Raw genomic sequence first — 16449 nt, 5'->3', positions numbered from 1 at the left:
ATTCCGTGGATCGAACTCCATGGCCTGCCTGCGGTTGTGAGGCGAGTTGGGATGGCAAGTCAGGCAGTTGAGATCGTTCGCCTGGATAGCGCCTTGAACCACAGGGTCAGTGGACCGGTGGCAAGTGGAGCAGTTGAACCCAAGAACCTCATGCTCTTGGTCGACGAAGCGGAAGTGACAACCCTCACAGCCGATGTCGTTGGCACGCCTACCATCGTGAACAGCCCGGTGGCGGTCCGCACCCACCTGTCCGTGACACGCAGCGCATGCAGTGGTGGTCGCGGGTACGCTGGGACTGACATGACACACGGAGCAACCTCCACCGGGGGCGGCGTTCGCGTGAATCACGGCTACATCTTGTATAGCGTGACACTCTGCCCCACCACAGGCTACATCGGTGGAAACATGTGCCTGAGCCATCCGGTCATGCACGACAGGATGACATTGACTGCATCCACGATCCCAGGTGGCCGGGAACCTGGTGTACGTGTGACACGCAACACAGCCGACGGGTGTTACCCCTGGCCTGCGATGCTCTGCAACCAGATCGACCACGTGACAAGCAAGGCAGTCCCGCTGCAGGGTCGCATCGTGCGCAGCCGGACGTATTGGGTGCCGCGTCTCTGCTGGGGAGTAGTCATGGCACGCTACGCACCGTGCACCGACGGTAGTATCCACGCCGACCCTATGACAGGTAGAGCATGCGGGGTGCAGTTGGATGATATCAGTCGTCCCATGACACGCCACGCACTCCTGGCTATCGGGTGCCTGATGAATCTGATCGATATCACCGTGGACCTGATGGCAGGTGGCGCAATCAGCGGTGGCAGTGTTCCAATCGATGCGCGCTGGATCACTGTTGCGGTGGCACAGTGCGCATGTGTCGGCGTACTGAGGATAGCTATCCATGTAAGGTTCGTGGACCTCCGGCAGTGTGTTCGTCCCATGACAGCCCGCCGTGGCACACGAGGGATCCATCTCACCGAAGGTGTGGTCGGCCTGCATATTGCGATGGTAGTCCACCCCTGTTGTCGCATGGCAACTTGCGCACTCGGCTGTTCTGGCCGAAAGGTTCGGGATCCTGGAGGGGTTGCGGTGGCAGACATTACAGCCCAGCGGGGCTCCAGCATGAACAGGTGCGACGTCTATCGCACCTCCGACGACCTGACCGTGACAAGCGCCACATCGGAGAGAATCAGCACTGGTCGCCAAGTGGACACTGAGATCATCGTGATAGGTTACGTGACACGCAGTACAGCGGGTATCACGTGCTTCGATCGCCAGCTCAGAGCGCTGGCCCATCTCTCCCTCGAAGTACGAATGGCAGATATCGCAGCCAGTAAGCTGGCGGCCCGTCACCGAGGTTGTGGCTACCATTCCCCCACCATGCTCTATGGTCAAATCCGGTGAATGGCAATCGATGCAAGAAACCTCTTGAACGTCTGCGAAGCGCGACTGGTGGATCTCTCCTACGGGTCCATGGACCACATGGCAGGCATCGCAGGCGGTATCCCGGGTAGCGATGGCACTCACCGTCTTTGCGTCCCTTGACACATGGCAGCTTGCGCAAGTGAGCGCTCTGCCCTGCGCATCGTAGCGGGTCGGCCTCGTGATCACGGCCGTGCCGGTAACCATCTCACTGACGCCCTGGTGCTCGTCGACTAGGTTGCTTGTATGACACAAGGCGCAATCGCGTGTGAACGGTCCAGAGACCGAGCCGGTCCAGTATGCGTAGTTCGGACCCTGTGGGCCAATCAGAAGGGGGTTGGCCCAGTGGGCTGACCTGTGCGCAACATCCTGTTCGATGCCGACATGACAGGCATCACACGCTGTCAGTCTCTGCTCAATTGCCGCAACTACGATGGGATCCGGAGATGCATGACAATCCATGCAGGTGAAGGTCGGAACGATCTCGGTGTGTGCCAGCATCAGATCGGGCGTGGTATGGCACCCAGCACCACCACAGCCAACCATGCTCCAGGTGCTGAGGTGCGCAGCTTCATCGTAATGTTCCTCAAAGGTGAAGTGGCAAACCGTACAGTCCCTTACAGGTGGTGTAGCTGGGTGTGCCGTTGCGAACTGCGATGGAATCGGCTCATGGCAGACAAGACACGAGGTCCTTGTGGGATCGATCGGATCGACAGCCCGGGTATGCACCTGGGCCAGATCATCACCGGCATGACAGTCCAGACACACCCGGTTGTTCGCCAAGATCGCATGACCCGTTGTTATCTGAGAGTGGAAGGGATCCGCCGAAGTGGGTCCGTGACATCCGGCTTGGATGCAACCCTGGTTCCAGACCGTGTACGTGTCCCTAGGTGCGGGGTGGCACGCGATGCACTGCTGTCCAACGGTACTCGAGTCCGGCCTTTCGTGCTCGGTCGCGAGATCCAGTGAGTGGCATGCAGAGCAGCTGATTCCGTTGATCAAGCCGTCATCGGCGACATGATCGATGCTGTCGTACCCATGATATGCGTCATAGCCAGGGTGACAGACTGCTGTGCAGCCGGGGACGAACTCTGCAGATGCGGCCACCGCAACGGAGTGGCATGCCGGGTTTATACAAGTGGAGATCCTGCTGGCAACGATCATCCCGTCAGTAGTTGTTGTGGTAACTGCCGGATAGGCCGGTAAGGCGTGGTCCTCATGAGACAATGGGACCCCCACGTGACACGCTGAACATGCAGCAGAAGCATGACAGCGGGAACACGTGTCGGCGGCAGGGACCGTGTGTGCCAACGTGCCACCCAGGCCGAAAGTCGTCTCAACCCAACCCTCGTTGATGTGTACTTCATGAAGGAGGCCAGGGGTTGCGTTCAATGAGGCTGCGCTCTGAAACCACCCGAACGGTGTCAATGTCAGATTGTTGACTGCGGGCCGTGGGTAAGTAAAGGCAAAGGCTTCGTAGTCATCGTGGCAGCCGGCGCAGAATCGCAGCTCGCTATGCAGGTGTCCGAGAGTTGGCTGACTACCGAAGACGCCTTGATCGGGAAGATTGAAGTGGCATGTTCGGCACCTAGCGTAGTCCACCCTCGGCGCGGAGAAGTCGGTCCGACTGAACACCGGAGCCTGCGCCGCAATGTCGTGACAAGCAATACACTCGGCGTTGGTTTCGAACGGCGGTTCAGGTAGCTGGAACGGCGTTTGGGGTTGTTGTGCGTTCGCTACACCGACGCCCCCGAACAAAACAATCCCCAGCACCAGCAAAACCATACATCGCTGATAACCATACATGGTAGTTCCCCACCTCGTGTCGTTTGCTAGCCCCATAATTCAACGTTCCGCAGACATCTGAACTACTCAAATGTGTACATATTGTGGATTATGTGACTTCCATCACAAGTTGACAATACCGTGGTGGGTATAAAGAGCATGAAAAGTCTGATTATGCTAGCGACGAGCGGTAGCTAGTAGCTGACTCCCACGCCGGCATCGCCCGCACTGGTACGGTGGCATTTGAGGCAGTTGCCGTCGTAGGCCTTCATATCTTCGGTGGTGATAGGAGTGAGTGTGGCTCCAGCCCCACCAGACCAACCCATCCATAGAAGCGCCCTGCCTGCTCCCAAGTTGCTGGCCCCTACTGGCGTCTGGCCATGGGGGAAGGTGAATCCTGTTCGGGTGCGATCATCGGTCTGATCGTGGCAGCTCTCGCAGTCGGAGACCGGTGCGAATGCTGTCTGGGTGGTCTCATCATGCCACACGCCAGGACGCCAAGTCTCCGATGTATCAACACTGACTCCGGCCACTCCAATATGACCTTGCTTTAGAACCAACGGCTGTGCTGTAGCATCTATGTTGGCGTGCCTGGGCTCGGCCCACCCGCGGTTGACCACTGCAAGCTGTGTCGAAGAGTGGCAGATGTTGCAGTTGTAGCCAGTGCGGACTAGCGACCGTGTGGACTCTGGCCACAGAGAGCCAGGTTGGGCGTTGAGTTCAGTGGTAGAGATGCCCGATGACCCCGCCTCAGCCACTGCGGTGACGAGCAGGGCATCGGTTGCAGGATTGAGCAACTTTTGAGAGACGATCGCGTACTGCGAACCGTTCGCTCCATGTGGGTTATCAAGGTGACATGCTCGTGCCTGGCACGAGGCAGGATCGCCAGCGCCATGGGGCCCAACGCCCCAGTTGACAACCACGTCGGTCACAGTGGAGCCAATCAAATGGCAACCTGCACAGGTCGGATCACCTGTGTTCAGCAACATGACTCCGTCACCACGGGCTCGGTGCACCGAGTGACACACGCCACACTTGGCGGTATTGGCTAGGTAATTACCGTGCACGCCCGGGTTGTAAGGATTGGCACCGATGGATGCGAGGATGGTCCCTCTCCCATCTTGGCCGCCCATGGTCCATGCGTAGTAGTCGTTCCTCCAGTTCCACGTGGCCGGGCGGGCGTGGTCACGTTCGAAGCCCGGATGGCAGACCGCGGTGCAGCCGGGGACGAATGCGGTCGATGCAGCAACAGCAACGGAGTGACATGCCGGGTTGATGCAAGTGGAAGCCCTGCTAGCTACTACCATTCCATCCGTGGTAGTGGTGGTGACCGCAGGATAAGCCGGTATAGCGTGATTCTCGTGCGACAATGGCACGTTGACATGACACGCCGAACATGCGGCAGACGCATGACAGCGGGAGCAGGTATTCTCGGGTCGCACTGTGTGAGCCAAGGAGCCCTCCAGCCCAAAGGTGGTCTCGACCCAACCCTCGCTGATGTGAACTTCGTGCAAGAGACCGGGAGTAGCACTCAAGGAGGCCGCGCTTTGGAACCAACCGAACTGCGTCAGGGTGAGCATGTCAACCGCTGGCCGAGGGTAAGTAAAGGCAAAGGCTTCGTAACCATCGTGGCAGCCTGCGCAATTCTGCAACGAGCTGTGTAGATGCCCTAGGACTGGCCGACCCGCAAAAACCCCCTGGTCCGGCAGATTGAAATGACATGTCAGGCATCGGTTATAGTCAACTGCCGGTGCCGTGAAGTCGAGGGGGGTCTGAATCGGTATCGCTGCTGTGTAGCTGTGACACACCAAACACTCCGCATTAGTGTCAAAAGGCGCAGTGGGTTGTTGGGCGAATGCACCCGAGGCTCCGACCAGAGAAGCGAACACTGCAACTATGAGGATCGCTTTCCATCTGCTTATCACTACTTCAATTACTCCCCATGTTTGGTGACACCGACATCATAGCAGAGCTGTGTTCCTGATGATAGAATAGAACACTCGCTTGCGGAGCTTGATGCACATTATGTGATTTGCATCACAAGTTGGCAATACCCGGAAAGGTATAGCGTGTAACATCACACGGCTAATATATCCTCGCATCTTCGGCGAGTAAGGTCCTGCCGGTGCCGTCTCGGCGTACGGCGATAATTGAGCTCGTCTCGCCCTGGAACACGTTTCCTTCGGCGAGTCTGATGCCGATGCCATCCGCGCTCCAGCCAATCGGGTAGGTGTCGCGTCGGATCGCTAACGGCGTCGCCCGGCCCGTGGCCATCTCCACGACCCGCGTCCTAGAGAATCCGTCGTCTCCGGTGACCGTGACCAGCAGGTGTGTCTGTCTGGGACACAACGATAGTTCCCGGATCGAGAACGGCCTGTCTCCCGGCGTCTCGCTAAGGATCCTGCGAGCTCCGGAGCCATCGGTCCTGACGGTCCATAGCTCGGTAGCTCGGGACCCGCTGGTCACAACGTCGGTGGCATAGACGACCTGGGAGGATGAGACTTCGACGGCCGTTACGAATCCCTGAACCGGAAACTGCGCCGGTGCTCTCCCCTGCCGAAGGATCCAGACGCCACCTTCGGCGGACAGGCAGGCTATCGTTCCGTCGGGCGCGACTGCGGGCGAGAATCCGGCGTGCACCCTGCGTGCGCCGACTCCCGATGCCGAGACCCGCCAGACCTCGAGATCGCCAGCTCCGGTCGCGAGTTCGCGCACGTAGAACACGCTGGAGGAGTCGTGCGTCCAGACAGGACGCGACCCGTGCGCACGGCCTGCCGAGGAAACCCTGCCCGTGGCGACGTCAATCATACTGAGCGCCCCCGAGCGGACCAGCGCGATGACCCTGCCGTCAGGAGAGAGTGCGAACACTCCATCGGCGATGCGTGCGACTTGACGCTGTGTGGATCCATCCTCACGGGCTACCCACAGCGCCTCCCCGCGAAAGAAAGCCATGAGCGGGGCTCGGGTGGGGGGCACTACAGCATCGGGAGAGGCGATCCCGCCGACGTTGGCGCCCGAAGTCGACGTCGTGGGTAGCGTTTTCGAAGTCAGGGTGTGCGTCGCACTCGGGCTTGGAGTCGGCGTCGGAGACGTCGGCAGTGCTGTCGGCGTCTCTTCTGCGAGAAGGTCGGCATCGGGTGTAAGCCTGACGCCGTCGGCGGCGGGATCAGGTCTCAGGGAGATCGCTGCGACAACCAGCAGCACTGCCGCCACGGCCAGAAGTGCCAGGGCGCAGACCAAGGTGCGAGTCGGAGCCCTGCTCGGCTCATCGCTTCGGTGTCCGCGGCGACACACTCCCACTGAAACTCCACCCCTGTCGCTTCGGCTGATGTCAGTCTGTGGCTACCGGCGCCTTCTTCTTGCGAGTCTTCGGCGGTGGGGATGCACAACTCAGGATGAGCTTGGCTCTGTGGCCGACGATCCCGGAGGCATTGTCGGCATCGAACTTGAGGCGCGAGACCACCGCAATCTTGACCTCATCCGATGCCGAGCACGACACCAGGCGATGCACTGCGGTGAGCATGTGCGGGAACTCCGGGTCGCCGTGATAGACACGCAGCGCCTCATCGATGTAGGGCCAGACGGTCTCGGAACGACGGTTGGTGGTGCCGCCGTATTCGCAGAGCAATCTGAACGCCGAGAGCCTGACGATCCCGGAGTCGACATCGTGCAGCGAGGTCACCGCGTGCGGGATCGTCTTGTCGACAGCCTTCGCGTTCACCTTGGTAATCGCTTCAAGCGCCGACAAGGCCCTCCATCTGGTCTGAGCCTCGGGGCGGAAAAGCGCGTCTGTGAGCTGAGGCGCGAACTCAACCACGAGTTCGGGCTTCTGCTCCGAGATGAGTTGCACGACATGCGCAGCCAGCGCTCTTTGCGATCGACCCTCACCCGCAAGGACCTTGATGACATCTGCACGCAGGCGCTTGCGCGTCATCGCGCAAGCGGCGATCTCCTCGGCGGTTCCGGTAAGGATCCCGTCCTTGTAACTCACGTCTGGCTTTGTGATGCTTTCACTGGCGCCCATAGAGGCCACCGCTCCGATCCTGATCCTTGCTCCTACAGGGCGAATCCGCCGTGCTTCTTGAAGTGCTCTACCAGACCGCCGTCGGCGAGTAGCTGCGCCATGACCGGCGGAAGCGGCGGAAAGGGTATCTCGATCGACTTCGTGTGGTTCACGATGACCCCGGCCTCAAGGTCGACAGTGAGCTCGTCACCATCGTCGATGAGATCCGTGTCACACTCGACCACGGGCAGGCCGGTGTTGATCGCGTTGCGGAAGAATATCCGTGCGAAACCCTTGGCGATGACGGCCTTGGTGTTCGAGTGGATGAGAACCAATGGCGCCTGCTCGCGACTCGATCCCATGCCGAAGTTCTTGCCCGCGACGAGGAATCCGCCTTCGGGGCTGACTTTGGCGTGGTAATCCGGGTCCAGGTCCTCCATCGCGTGCACCGCCATGGCCTTCATGTCGGTGGACTTGAACTTGTACTTGCCCGAGATGATGTAGTCGGTGTTGATGTCGTCGCCGTACTTGAACGCTTTCGAGGTGAGTTTCATCTCACACCACCTCCCGGGGGTCTGTGATCTTCCCGGCGATCACAGAAGCTGCGACTGTGGCGGGTGATCCCAGGTAGATGAATGCGTTGCTATTGCCCATCCTGCCCTTGAAGTTCCTGTTCGCGGTGGAGATCACGTTCTCGCCGTCGGAGGGCACACCGTTGTGCGTGCCGACGCAAGGGCCGCAACCGGGAGTGACGAACACCGCACCCGCCTCGATGAGATCGCTGACGTAACCCGCGGCGATCGCGTCGAGGAAGACGCGCTTGCTGGCGGGAGCCACGATGAAGCGCACGTCCGGGTGGACCTTCTTGCCGCGCAGGATCTCTGTGGCGATCCGGAAATCCTCCAGGCGTCCATTCGTACAAGTGCCGAGAACACCTTGCGCGATCGGTGTGCCAACAACGTCCTGTATGGGCGAGACGTTATCGACCGCATGCGGCTTGGCGATCTGCGGCGTGATCTGTGAAGCGTCAATGACGAGCTCCCTCACGTAGACTGCGTCGTCATCGGGGTCGACGGGAGCGGGAGTGCGATCGCCCCTGCCTTCGAACCAGGCGAGCGTCTTGGCGTCGGCCTTCATGAGCCCGGCCTTCGCTCCGACCTCGATGGCCATGTTCGAGATCGTCATACGTGCGTCGATCGACATCGCGTCGATGACCGGCCCATGGAACTCGATCGCCTCGTAGGTGGCGCCATCGACGCCGATCCTGCCCGCAAGATCGAGGATGAGGTCCTTGCTGTAGACACCGGGCTGCAACTCGCCGGTGTAGGTGACCTTCATGGTGACGGGAACCTTGAACCAGAGCTTGCCCGACGCCATTGCGGCCGCTCCGTCGGTGCTGCCGACTCCGGTCGAGAACACATTGAGCGCGCCGTAGGTGCAGGTATGGCTGTCACATCCGACCATGAGATCGCCGGGAACCACGTGCCCGTTCTCGGGGATCAGCTGATGACAGACCCCTTCGCCGACGTCGTAGATCTTACAGCCTGTCTTCTTGCCGAAGTCGCGCATGATCGTGTGCAGCGCGCTCACGCCCTCGATCGGGCTGGGGCTGGAGTGATCCATCACGAGCGCCACGCGGGTCGGGTCGAAAACAGCATCGACGCCCATCTCCTGCAGCGCCCTGATAGCCAGCGGCGAGGTGCCGTCTTGGCCCATCACGAAATCCACATCTGCGATGACGATGTCACCGGCGCGGGCATCTTTGCCCGAGTGCGCTGAAAGGATCTTCTCGGAGATCGTCTTCCCTGGAATCGTTATCACCCTTTCAAGTCTCGACATGCGGTTGCTGGCGGTTTCAAATCAAGGAATCGCACGTCCGATCGAGCCCGTTGGCCGGATCAGAGCGTAGCGTCATATAATAACCCAAAACACACCGTTCTAGTTATACCCATCTGCGGTGTCGGCTGATGCTCGAAATGCAGTGGACTCGGCGGACGCAGCTAATGGAAGGTGTCCCATGCGAGTGCTCTTCCCGTACAGCACACAGATGGCCGGATACGACTTCGGACCTTCTCATCCGATGCGGCCGGAGCGCTTCACGCTGGCAGTCGATCTCATGCAAGCGTACGGACTCCTACACGCCGAGGATGCGCCACCCGCAAACGGCCCTGCAGCGCGCGTCGTCTCGCCCGAACCCGCATCTGCCGAGGATCTGCTCACTGTACACAGCCAGGCGTATATCGAGGTCGTGGTTGCAGCTTCCGAAGGTGGTGGTGGCTTCTTTCCCAGGCGAGGCATCGGTGCTGGTGACACCCCGGCGTTCCATCGGATGCACGAGGTCTCGGCGCTGATCTGCGGAGGCACGATCGCCGCACTCAGAAGCGTCGTCGAAGGCGATGTGCGCAGGTCGATGAGTGTTGCGGGCGGCCTGCACCATGCGATGCCCGAACGGGCGGCCGGCTTTTGCGTCTACAACGACCCCGCGGTCGCGATAGCGGTGATGTTACGCGACCATCCGGGTCTGCGGGTAGCGTACGTCGACATCGATGCGCACCACGGCGACGGCGTCGAAGCGGTCTTCGCAACTAACCCCGACGTACTCACGATATCGGTGCATGAGAGCGGCCGGTACCTCTTCCCGGGGACAGGAGCCGTGCTCGACACCGGCATCGGCGCCGGGAAAGGCTTCGCGATCAACGTGCCGCTGCCCCCGCTCGCAGACGACGCCTGTTACCGACTGGTCCTTCGCGAGGTCATCGCGCCCGCGCTCGAAGCATTCGCTCCCGACGTGATCGTCGCGCAGTGCGGCTCGGACACGCTGCACACCGACCCGCTCACCCACCTCGCGCTCACGCTTCCCGGTTACGCCCATCTCGTGCGGGGGCTGGTCGAAGTCGCCGATAAGGTCTGCTCGGGGCGCATCTGCGCCACGGGCGGCGGGGGCTACGACGCCTACGTCGGCACGCCGAGGGCGTGGACGCTGCTACTCGCGGCCCTGCTGGGGGTCGACCCGCCGCCGGCGCTGCCCGAAGCCTGGCGCGAGCGGGTGTCTGGCATCACCGAGAAGGTCGCGCCTGCCGGGCTGCTGGAGGACTCGTTCACGCGCCTGCCGGGCATCGCCGAGCAGACCGGCGCCGAGACGGCTTCTGTCGTGGAGCGCGTGCGGGGTGCCTCACCGCTGCTGCGGGGTTAGGAGCCAGCGAACACCCAAAGCTGCCGAGGAGGACTCAGCTGCTTGAGTCAGCAGGCTCCTGGTGGTTGTCCGCCCATGGCGGTACGAAGTCACCCGCCGTGCGCATCCGCCTGCGTAGCTCGGGCGCATCGGGACACAAGCTTACAAGCAGCGCCCAGAACCGCGGCGAGTGCGCCGGCACGCGTACGTGCGCCAGCTCGTGTAGCATCACGTAGCGCACAAGCTCGGGCGGCAAGAAGATCAGGTTGCGGTTGAGCGAGATCGTGCCAGAAGCCGAGTAGCTCCCCCAGCGCGTGCGTTGCCCGCGCACCGAGACCCTCGCATAACCGATGCCGACCTCGCCCGAGAGCTCCTCGAGCATGGCGGGCAGCCGGGCGCGGGCAACTGCGTCGCGCCAGCGACGCAGTGCCTCAAGGCACGCACGCGCGTCGCCGACGGGCCCCGCGAGCTCGAGGTGAGCGCCGCCCTGCGGGCGCGCGCGTACGCGCGCAAGCGGCTCCGGGCGCAACACGACCGCCCGTGACTCGCCGGTCGCAGGGAGTTCAACCGCCTGCGGGATGAGGTCGCGGGGGTGCGCCCGCAGAGCCGCACGGCGCTCAGCGACGGCCGCGAGGTGGAGGCGCGCCCAGTGCGCGCGACTTACAAGCGCGCGCTCGGCGTCAGCCGAGGTCGCGCCGGGGGGCAGCGTGATCACGAGCCCTGCGGAGGCGCTGACTGCGAGGCGTATGCGCCTCGCGCGGGCGGACCGGCGCAACGTGTACTCAGGCAGCCCCGCGGCTTCAGCCATGCGTGATCCGCCAGGTGTTGTGGATGCGCCGGTTCCGCCCGAAGTCCGCCGGCATGGTGTCGGCCGTGATCTCGTGGGCGGTCAGGCCGGCGGACGTCAGCGCCGCGGCGTCGAGCTTGAAGCGGCGGAGGTTGTTGGAGAACACGATGACTCCCCCCGGCGCGAGCAGGCGCGACACCGCGGCCAGGAGCGCGCCGTGGTCGCGCTGCACGTCGAAGGTGGACTCCATGCGCTTGGAGGTCGAGAACGCCGGCGGATCGCAGAAGATGAGATCGAACGGCCCCGCCTTCTCGGCATCACTTGTGCCAACCCACGCGAGTATGTCGGCACGCACGCTCGTGTGCTCGGGGCCGGTAAACCCGTTGCGCGCCATGTTGCGCCCCGCCCAATCGATGTAGGTCTGGGACATGTCGACGTTGCAGGTGCTCGCCGCCCCGCCTGCGGCCGCGTAGACCGTCGCGGATCCCGTGTACGCGAACAGATTCAGGAAGCGCTTGCCGGCGGCTGAGTCCCGCAGCATCGCCCGCGTCAGGCGATGGTCGAGGAAGAGCCCGGTATCGAGGTAGTCGGTCAGGTTGACCTCGAAGAGCAGCCCGCCCTCGGCGACCGTGTGGAACTCGCCGCGCGCCGCGAGCTTCTCATACTGCGAGGCGCCCCTCTGGCGCTGCCGCACCTTCACGTGCACATCGTCGGCGGAAACCCCCATCACCTCGGGGATCGCTGCGACCGCCTCGGCCAGTCGGCGCTGCGCGGCCAGCGGATCGATGTCGCGCGGCGGCGCGTACTCACACACATACGCCCAGGTCCGGCCCGCGTCGGGGCCAGCGCCCTCGTACCTGTCGACGCTCACGGAATACTCGGGCATGTCGGCGTCGTAGAGCCGGTAGCACGTCACGCCCTCGGCCTTCGCCCAGCCGCGCAGACGCTTGATGTTCTTGCGCAGGCGGTTCGCGAATGCCGGGTCTCTTTCGGCTACACCCTCACCTGCGGCCCCGCCCCCGCCCGCACCGACCGCCGCCGCCGAGAACACCGGCTTCCTCGGCGAGTCGAACAGGCTCACGCGCGACGGGATGCGCCCGTTGTAGACAGGGTGCGACTTGCGAAATGGCAGGCTGATGCGGTCCACGAGCGCCTCGTCGGCGGTGATCGTGGCCAGACGCCAACCGGGGAATGTCTGCCGCGTGAAGTTGGCGAGCGATTCGTAGAGCACGCCGAGGTCATCGGCCTCACCCAGGCGATGCCCGTACGGCGGGTTGACCGCCAGCAGGCCGGGTGCGCCCATAGCCACCTGCGTGATGGCGCTTTGCTGCGGCAGGCTGCCCGCGAAGTCGCCTCGCTCGATGCGGATTGCGCTTGCAAGCCCCGCCCTGGTCACGCAGGCAGTCGCAAGCTCCACTGCCGCAGGGTCGATATCGAGTCCGACGATCGGCGGAATCGCCGAGGCCCCCTCCTCGGCCCTCGTATCCGCCTCGTCGAGCAGATCATCCCACGCCGCGGAGTCGTGCCCGAGCCATCGGTCGAAGCCCCATCTCGATCGCAGGAGTCCTGGAGCGCGGTCGCCAGCGATGCATGCCCCCTCGATGAGCAGCGTTCCCGAACCGCACGCGGGATCGACGAGCGATCCGCCCCCTGCAGCGATACCCGGCCACTCGGCGAAGAGCAGAACCGATGCCGCGAGCGTCTCCTTGAGTGGCGCGACCGTCTGCTTGCCCGGGGTTCGATATCCCCTGCGGTGCAGCGCATCACCGGAGAGATCGATGCTTATGACCGCCGAGCGCGAACGCGCCGCAACGTTGACGAGCAGGGCCGGGGCCACGACGTCGACGTCGGGACGCACACCTGTGCGAGATCGGAACCTGTCGACGATGGCGTCCTTGACCTTTAGCGCGCCGTAGTGAGTGTGCGTGATCGGCGAGCGGCTGCCCGTGAAGTCGACCGCAAGCGAAGCGTCGGCGGCCATGTGATCTTCCCAGGGAAGCGCGATGACGTGCTCGTAGAGCTCCTCGGGAGAGTCCGCGGGCACTTCGGCGAGGCGCATCAGCACACGCGACGCTGTTCGGCTCCAAAGGCAGACTCTGTAGCCTACGGCAAGCGGCCCGGAAAACGAGACCCCCGCGCGCGAGGCGTGGACCTTCCTGGCACCGAGAGCCCTGATCTCCTCGGCAGCGAGCTCTTCGAGGCCCAGCGGCGCAGGAGCGAAATAAGTGTGTATCGTCATGCGTGTGAAACTATCACATCGAAGGCCGAAGCGGCGAGAAGTCGCTATGCAGCGGGCGACCTGTGGTCACGCGTATGCGCTCGCTACGCAGTCAGCGGGTGTTCCTGAGTGCGTGCCCCTTGCGGGAGCGTGGCAGTTCGCCGACGGCGCCGAAGCCGCCGTAGACGCGAGCGCGCACGATGTCCGTGCGCCGCGTGCGGACCGCCGACTCGACAGCCTCATTCACGCTCCGCGGCGGCGTGAGCAACAGAAGCGAGCCGAGGCGGCCTTGCGCGACTCCGCCTGCCAGCGCATCAGCGAACGAGGTGCCGGCGGCCAATCCGAGTCCCCGCCACCGCAGACCCAGCGAGCTGCCGTGCGCTGCGACAGCGAGCGCGGTCGCATAGCGGTCGGCCCCATGTATCCTCGTCATGCGCACGCCGGGGACCTCGATTGCGAGTTGCACCATCACGCTGTCATCAACGACCCCGGTGCCACCGAGGATGGTGACATCGGTGACTGCCAGGGTGCGTAGTGCTTCAATCGTCTGTGTCGGCACCGCCGAAAGTCCCGTGAGCAACACTGGCCGGGCTCTCGCATAGGCTATCGGCGAGACAGCGAGCGCATCCGGGAAGTCTGCGCCGGTCGCCAGGTACACCGGGGTCGGTGTCGTGAGTCCCGATCGTCGTCGCTCGCCAGCCGTTCTCGTTGCGATCGCAGCAGCTGTCTCGAAGCGGTCGACCCCACCGATGCGCTCCACCTGCTGGACTCCGGCGATGGCATCCACGGCTTGTGCGACATCGGTTGCCACCGCGCCGGGCCCGCCTAGGATGATGACTCGAGTCGCTCGGAGGCGGACTATCTCATCCCGCACCGAGGTCGGCAACGCATTCTGGCGTGTCAACAGTACCGGGGCCCTCAGGACACCTGCCAGCGAGGCACCGCCAAGCGCATCTGGCCATTGCTCGCCGGTCGCCAGCACGACATCGCGCGACTGGGTCGGTACGGGGAATGCGGTCCAGGAGGCCCTGACCGCGGTCTCGTACCTGCACCGTCCATACACAGGTTCCAGTACGTCGAGGAAGTCATCGCCGAGCCCGTTGAAACGCCGGGGTACGTAGCCTGTCTCCCCCCAGAACGGATACGGGATCAGTCGCGAGACGGCGCCATCTTGTGAGTTGCTCTGCTCGAGTGAGCGCCAGATGGTGCGCTCAGCGTTGTGCCATCCCGCGAAGATCGCCACGTGGGTGCCCGGTTTGAGCATGATATCGCCGGGCTGTAGCTGATCGCGGGTGATCGTCGTTGAGACCGCCGCAAGATCGCGCGTCGTCCTACCAGGACCGGGTAGCCCCCACGCCATCGACACGAAGCCCGAGCAGTCTGTGCGATGACCCTCAAAGAGGGCGCGCTGGCTGTACGGCACCCGCAGGTCGACCCACCGCTGGGCCCGTGTGATGATGCCATCGCGAGTAACAGCGTACGCCTCGGCAGGTCCGGAGATCACCACGACGGCAACGAGTAGGACAAGCGCGATGAGAGTGGCTGCAAGCCTTCCCCCGCGATGCGAGGCATCACGCCATCCGCCGAAAAGGAGTGGGTCGCGTGATGGAGTCATCCGGAGTATCCCTGGTGTGATCTGTTCATCTGGTAGCTTACTGGTATGTTATCGGCTGCAAAGTGGCTACGATTTAGCGGCTCCTCAAGTATTGTAACCGATTTATCACTCCGAGGTCGTCACATGAGATCGTCGACCCATTAGCAGGGGCGTGATCCACAAGGGCTTAGGGGAAAGGCTTGTTTAGGGGCCGAGGACGGTGTTTACATCGCGTTCCGGAAGATGCCGACAACGTCCTCAAGTTTCGCGGTTGCAGGATTAGTGAAGCTGCAAGCATCGACCATGGCGTTCTTGGCCATGATTTCGAAATCTGCTTCCTGCACATTCAGCTGGGAAAGGCCGTCAGGAATGTTGATGTCCTGGGACAAAGTCTGGATGGCCGTGAGTGCCTTCTCGGCAGCTTCGCGAACGGACAGCCCATCCACAACCTCGCCCATGGCTACTGCAATATCAACGAAGCGTTGTGGGTTGGCGATCAGGTTGAAGCGCTGGACGTGGGGCAGCAAAATGGCATTGCAAACGCCATGGGGCAAATCATAGAATCCGCCGAGCTGATGAGCCATGGCATGCACATATCCCAGGGAGGCGTTGTTGAACGCCATTCCAGCCAGAAACTGAGCATATGTCATGGCGTCGCGAGCAGCCATGTCATCGCCGTACGCAACAGCAGTGCGAAGGTGCTTTGAGATCAGCTCTATCGCTTTTAGGGCGCAGGCATCTGTGATTGGGGTGGCGATGGTTGAAACATAGGCTTCAACCGCGTGTGTCAACGCATCCATACCGGTTGCAGCTGTGAGGCCACGTGGCATCTTTGCCATGATTTCAGGGTCGTTGATGGACACCTGGGGAGTAACCCGCCAGTCCACGATCGCCATTTTAACTTTGGTATCTGTGTTGGTGATAATGCAGAAACGGGTCATTTCGGAAGCGGTACCGGAGGTGGTGTTAACGGCAATCATCGGAGGCATGGGCTTAGTGGATTGGTCGATACCGGCATAGTCGCGAATATGGCCGCCGTTGCCAACGACAAGGCCGACGCCTTTGGCACAGTCATGTGAGCTGCCGCCGCCAACGGAAACGATCATGTCACAGTTGTTGTCTTTGTAAACTTTTTCGCCGTCGTGAACGTTGATGTCAGTGGGGTTAGGGATGGCGCCGTCGAAAATGACGGAACTGACGCCGACGTTTTCCAGGTAGCCAGCGATCTGGTCAGGCAGACCGAGCTTTCTCAAGTCGGCGTCTGTGACAATTAGAGCTTTTTTGGCACCAAGGATACTCGCGCGGTTTCCGACTTCTTTCACGCACCCGGCGCCCATCAGATTTACTGTCGGCATAAAGAAGCTGTACATTGGCTACCACCCCATTCAGTAATAGTGTTTCACCTACCGATTGTAACTATAGTCACAAAGTGGGCACTCTGTCAAGTTTTCATGCGGATACT

General features: G+C 62.2%; 12 protein-coding genes. 3 read left to right on the top strand and 9 right to left on the bottom strand.

Features of this window, described 5'->3' with window-relative positions; translation table 11 throughout:
• Window positions 1-51: 51 nt before the first annotated feature.
• Together M1617_04270 and M1617_04265 are read left to right on the top strand one after the other, a co-directional pair.
• Window positions 52-1410 (top strand): hypothetical protein, encoded by a 1359-nt coding sequence (locus tag M1617_04270; protein ID MCL5887507.1) that lies wholly within the window; start codon window positions 52-54, stop codon window positions 1408-1410.
• 687 nt (window positions 1411-2097) lie between these two features.
• Window positions 2098-2397: a hypothetical protein gene (locus tag M1617_04265; protein ID MCL5887506.1), complete on the top strand. Its 300-nt coding sequence runs from the start codon at window positions 2098-2100 to the stop codon at window positions 2395-2397.
• A 1010-nt stretch (window positions 2398-3407) separates the two neighbouring features.
• On the opposite strand, the gene M1617_04260 is transcribed toward M1617_04265, so the two are convergent.
• From M1617_04260 to M1617_04240, 5 genes are all read right to left on the bottom strand, one after another.
• The gene (locus M1617_04260; protein MCL5887505.1) at window positions 3408-4793 is read right to left on the bottom strand and encodes a hypothetical protein; all 1386 of its coding nucleotides are present in this window, start codon (window positions 4791-4793) and stop codon (window positions 3408-3410) included.
• A 505-nt stretch (window positions 4794-5298) separates the two neighbouring features.
• Window positions 5299-6513: a hypothetical protein gene (locus tag M1617_04255; protein MCL5887504.1), complete on the bottom strand. Its 1215-nt coding sequence runs from the start codon at window positions 6511-6513 to the stop codon at window positions 5299-5301.
• A gap of 31 nt (window positions 6514-6544) precedes the next feature.
• Entirely contained in the window at window positions 6545-7237 is a 693-nt protein-coding gene (locus M1617_04250) for a hypothetical protein (GenBank protein ID MCL5887503.1), read from the bottom strand.
• A 32-nt stretch (window positions 7238-7269) separates the two neighbouring features.
• Entirely contained in the window at window positions 7270-7770 is a 501-nt protein-coding gene (locus M1617_04245) for a 3-isopropylmalate dehydratase small subunit (protein MCL5887502.1), read from the bottom strand.
• 1 nt (window position 7771) lies between these two features.
• Window positions 7772-9055 carry a 3-isopropylmalate dehydratase large subunit gene (locus M1617_04240; GenBank protein ID MCL5887501.1) on the bottom strand — a complete coding sequence of 428 codons (1284 nt, stop codon included), beginning with the start codon at window positions 9053-9055 and terminating at the stop codon, window positions 7772-7774.
• A gap of 178 nt (window positions 9056-9233) precedes the next feature.
• On the opposite strand from M1617_04240, the gene M1617_04235 reads away from it, so the two are divergent.
• Window positions 9234-10409: an acetoin utilization protein AcuC gene (locus tag M1617_04235; GenBank protein MCL5887500.1), complete on the top strand. Its 1176-nt coding sequence runs from the start codon at window positions 9234-9236 to the stop codon at window positions 10407-10409.
• Between the two features lie 34 nt (window positions 10410-10443).
• Here M1617_04235 and M1617_04230 read toward each other — a convergent pair whose 3' ends face one another.
• The 4 genes from M1617_04230 to M1617_04215 all read right to left on the bottom strand — a co-directional run bounded on the left by M1617_04230 (window position 10444) and on the right by M1617_04215 (window position 16357).
• Window positions 10444-11196 carry a M48 family metallopeptidase gene (locus M1617_04230; protein ID MCL5887499.1) on the bottom strand — a complete coding sequence of 251 codons (753 nt, stop codon included), beginning with the start codon at window positions 11194-11196 and terminating at the stop codon, window positions 10444-10446.
• The gene (gene rlmKL, locus M1617_04225) at window positions 11189-13414 is read right to left on the bottom strand and encodes a bifunctional 23S rRNA (guanine(2069)-N(7))-methyltransferase RlmK/23S rRNA (guanine(2445)-N(2))-methyltransferase RlmL (GenBank protein ID MCL5887498.1); all 2226 of its coding nucleotides are present in this window, start codon (window positions 13412-13414) and stop codon (window positions 11189-11191) included. The genes M1617_04230 and rlmKL overlap by 8 nt, the downstream gene beginning before the upstream one ends.
• 91 nt (window positions 13415-13505) lie before the next feature.
• Window positions 13506-15008 (bottom strand): cell wall-binding repeat-containing protein, encoded by a 1503-nt coding sequence (locus M1617_04220; protein ID MCL5887497.1) that lies wholly within the window; start codon window positions 15006-15008, stop codon window positions 13506-13508.
• Window positions 15009-15211: 203 nt separating this feature from the next.
• Window positions 15212-16357, bottom strand: coding sequence for an iron-containing alcohol dehydrogenase (locus M1617_04215; protein ID MCL5887496.1), 1146 nt, complete (start codon window positions 16355-16357; stop codon window positions 15212-15214).
• Window positions 16358-16449: the final 92 nt, after the last annotated feature.

The organism is Actinomycetota bacterium (assembly GCA_023488435.1).
Lineage (GTDB): Bacteria > Actinomycetota > Coriobacteriia > Anaerosomatales > UBA912 > UBA912.
Note: the sequence above shows the minus strand (reverse complement) of the source record. Positions and strands in the feature narration are given on the sequence as shown.

Excerpts from the sequence above, each read along its gene's own strand:
- M1617_04215 (MCL5887496.1), bottom strand. The coding sequence starts at position 16,357 with ATGTACAGCTTCTTTATGCCGACAGTAAATCTGATGGGCGCCGGGTGC.
- M1617_04230 (MCL5887499.1), bottom strand. The coding sequence starts at position 11,196 with ATGGCTGAAGCCGCGGGGCTGCCTGAGTACACGTTGCGCCGGTCCGCC.
- M1617_04245 (MCL5887502.1), bottom strand. The coding sequence starts at position 7,770 with ATGAAACTCACCTCGAAAGCGTTCAAGTACGGCGACGACATCAACACC.
- M1617_04270 (MCL5887507.1), top strand. The coding sequence starts at position 52 with ATGGCAAGTCAGGCAGTTGAGATCGTTCGCCTGGATAGCGCCTTGAAC.
- rlmKL (MCL5887498.1), bottom strand. The coding sequence starts at position 13,414 with ATGACGATACACACTTATTTCGCTCCTGCGCCGCTGGGCCTCGAAGAG.
- M1617_04265 (MCL5887506.1), top strand. The coding sequence starts at position 2,098 with ATGGCAGACAAGACACGAGGTCCTTGTGGGATCGATCGGATCGACAGC.
- M1617_04240 (MCL5887501.1), bottom strand. The coding sequence starts at position 9,055 with ATGTCGAGACTTGAAAGGGTGATAACGATTCCAGGGAAGACGATCTCC.
- M1617_04235 (MCL5887500.1), top strand. The coding sequence starts at position 9,234 with ATGCGAGTGCTCTTCCCGTACAGCACACAGATGGCCGGATACGACTTC.
- M1617_04260 (MCL5887505.1), bottom strand. The coding sequence starts at position 4,793 with ATGCTCACCCTGACGCAGTTCGGTTGGTTCCAAAGCGCGGCCTCCTTG.
- M1617_04250 (MCL5887503.1), bottom strand. The coding sequence starts at position 7,237 with ATGGGCGCCAGTGAAAGCATCACAAAGCCAGACGTGAGTTACAAGGAC.
- M1617_04220 (MCL5887497.1), bottom strand. The coding sequence starts at position 15,008 with ATGACTCCATCACGCGACCCACTCCTTTTCGGCGGATGGCGTGATGCC.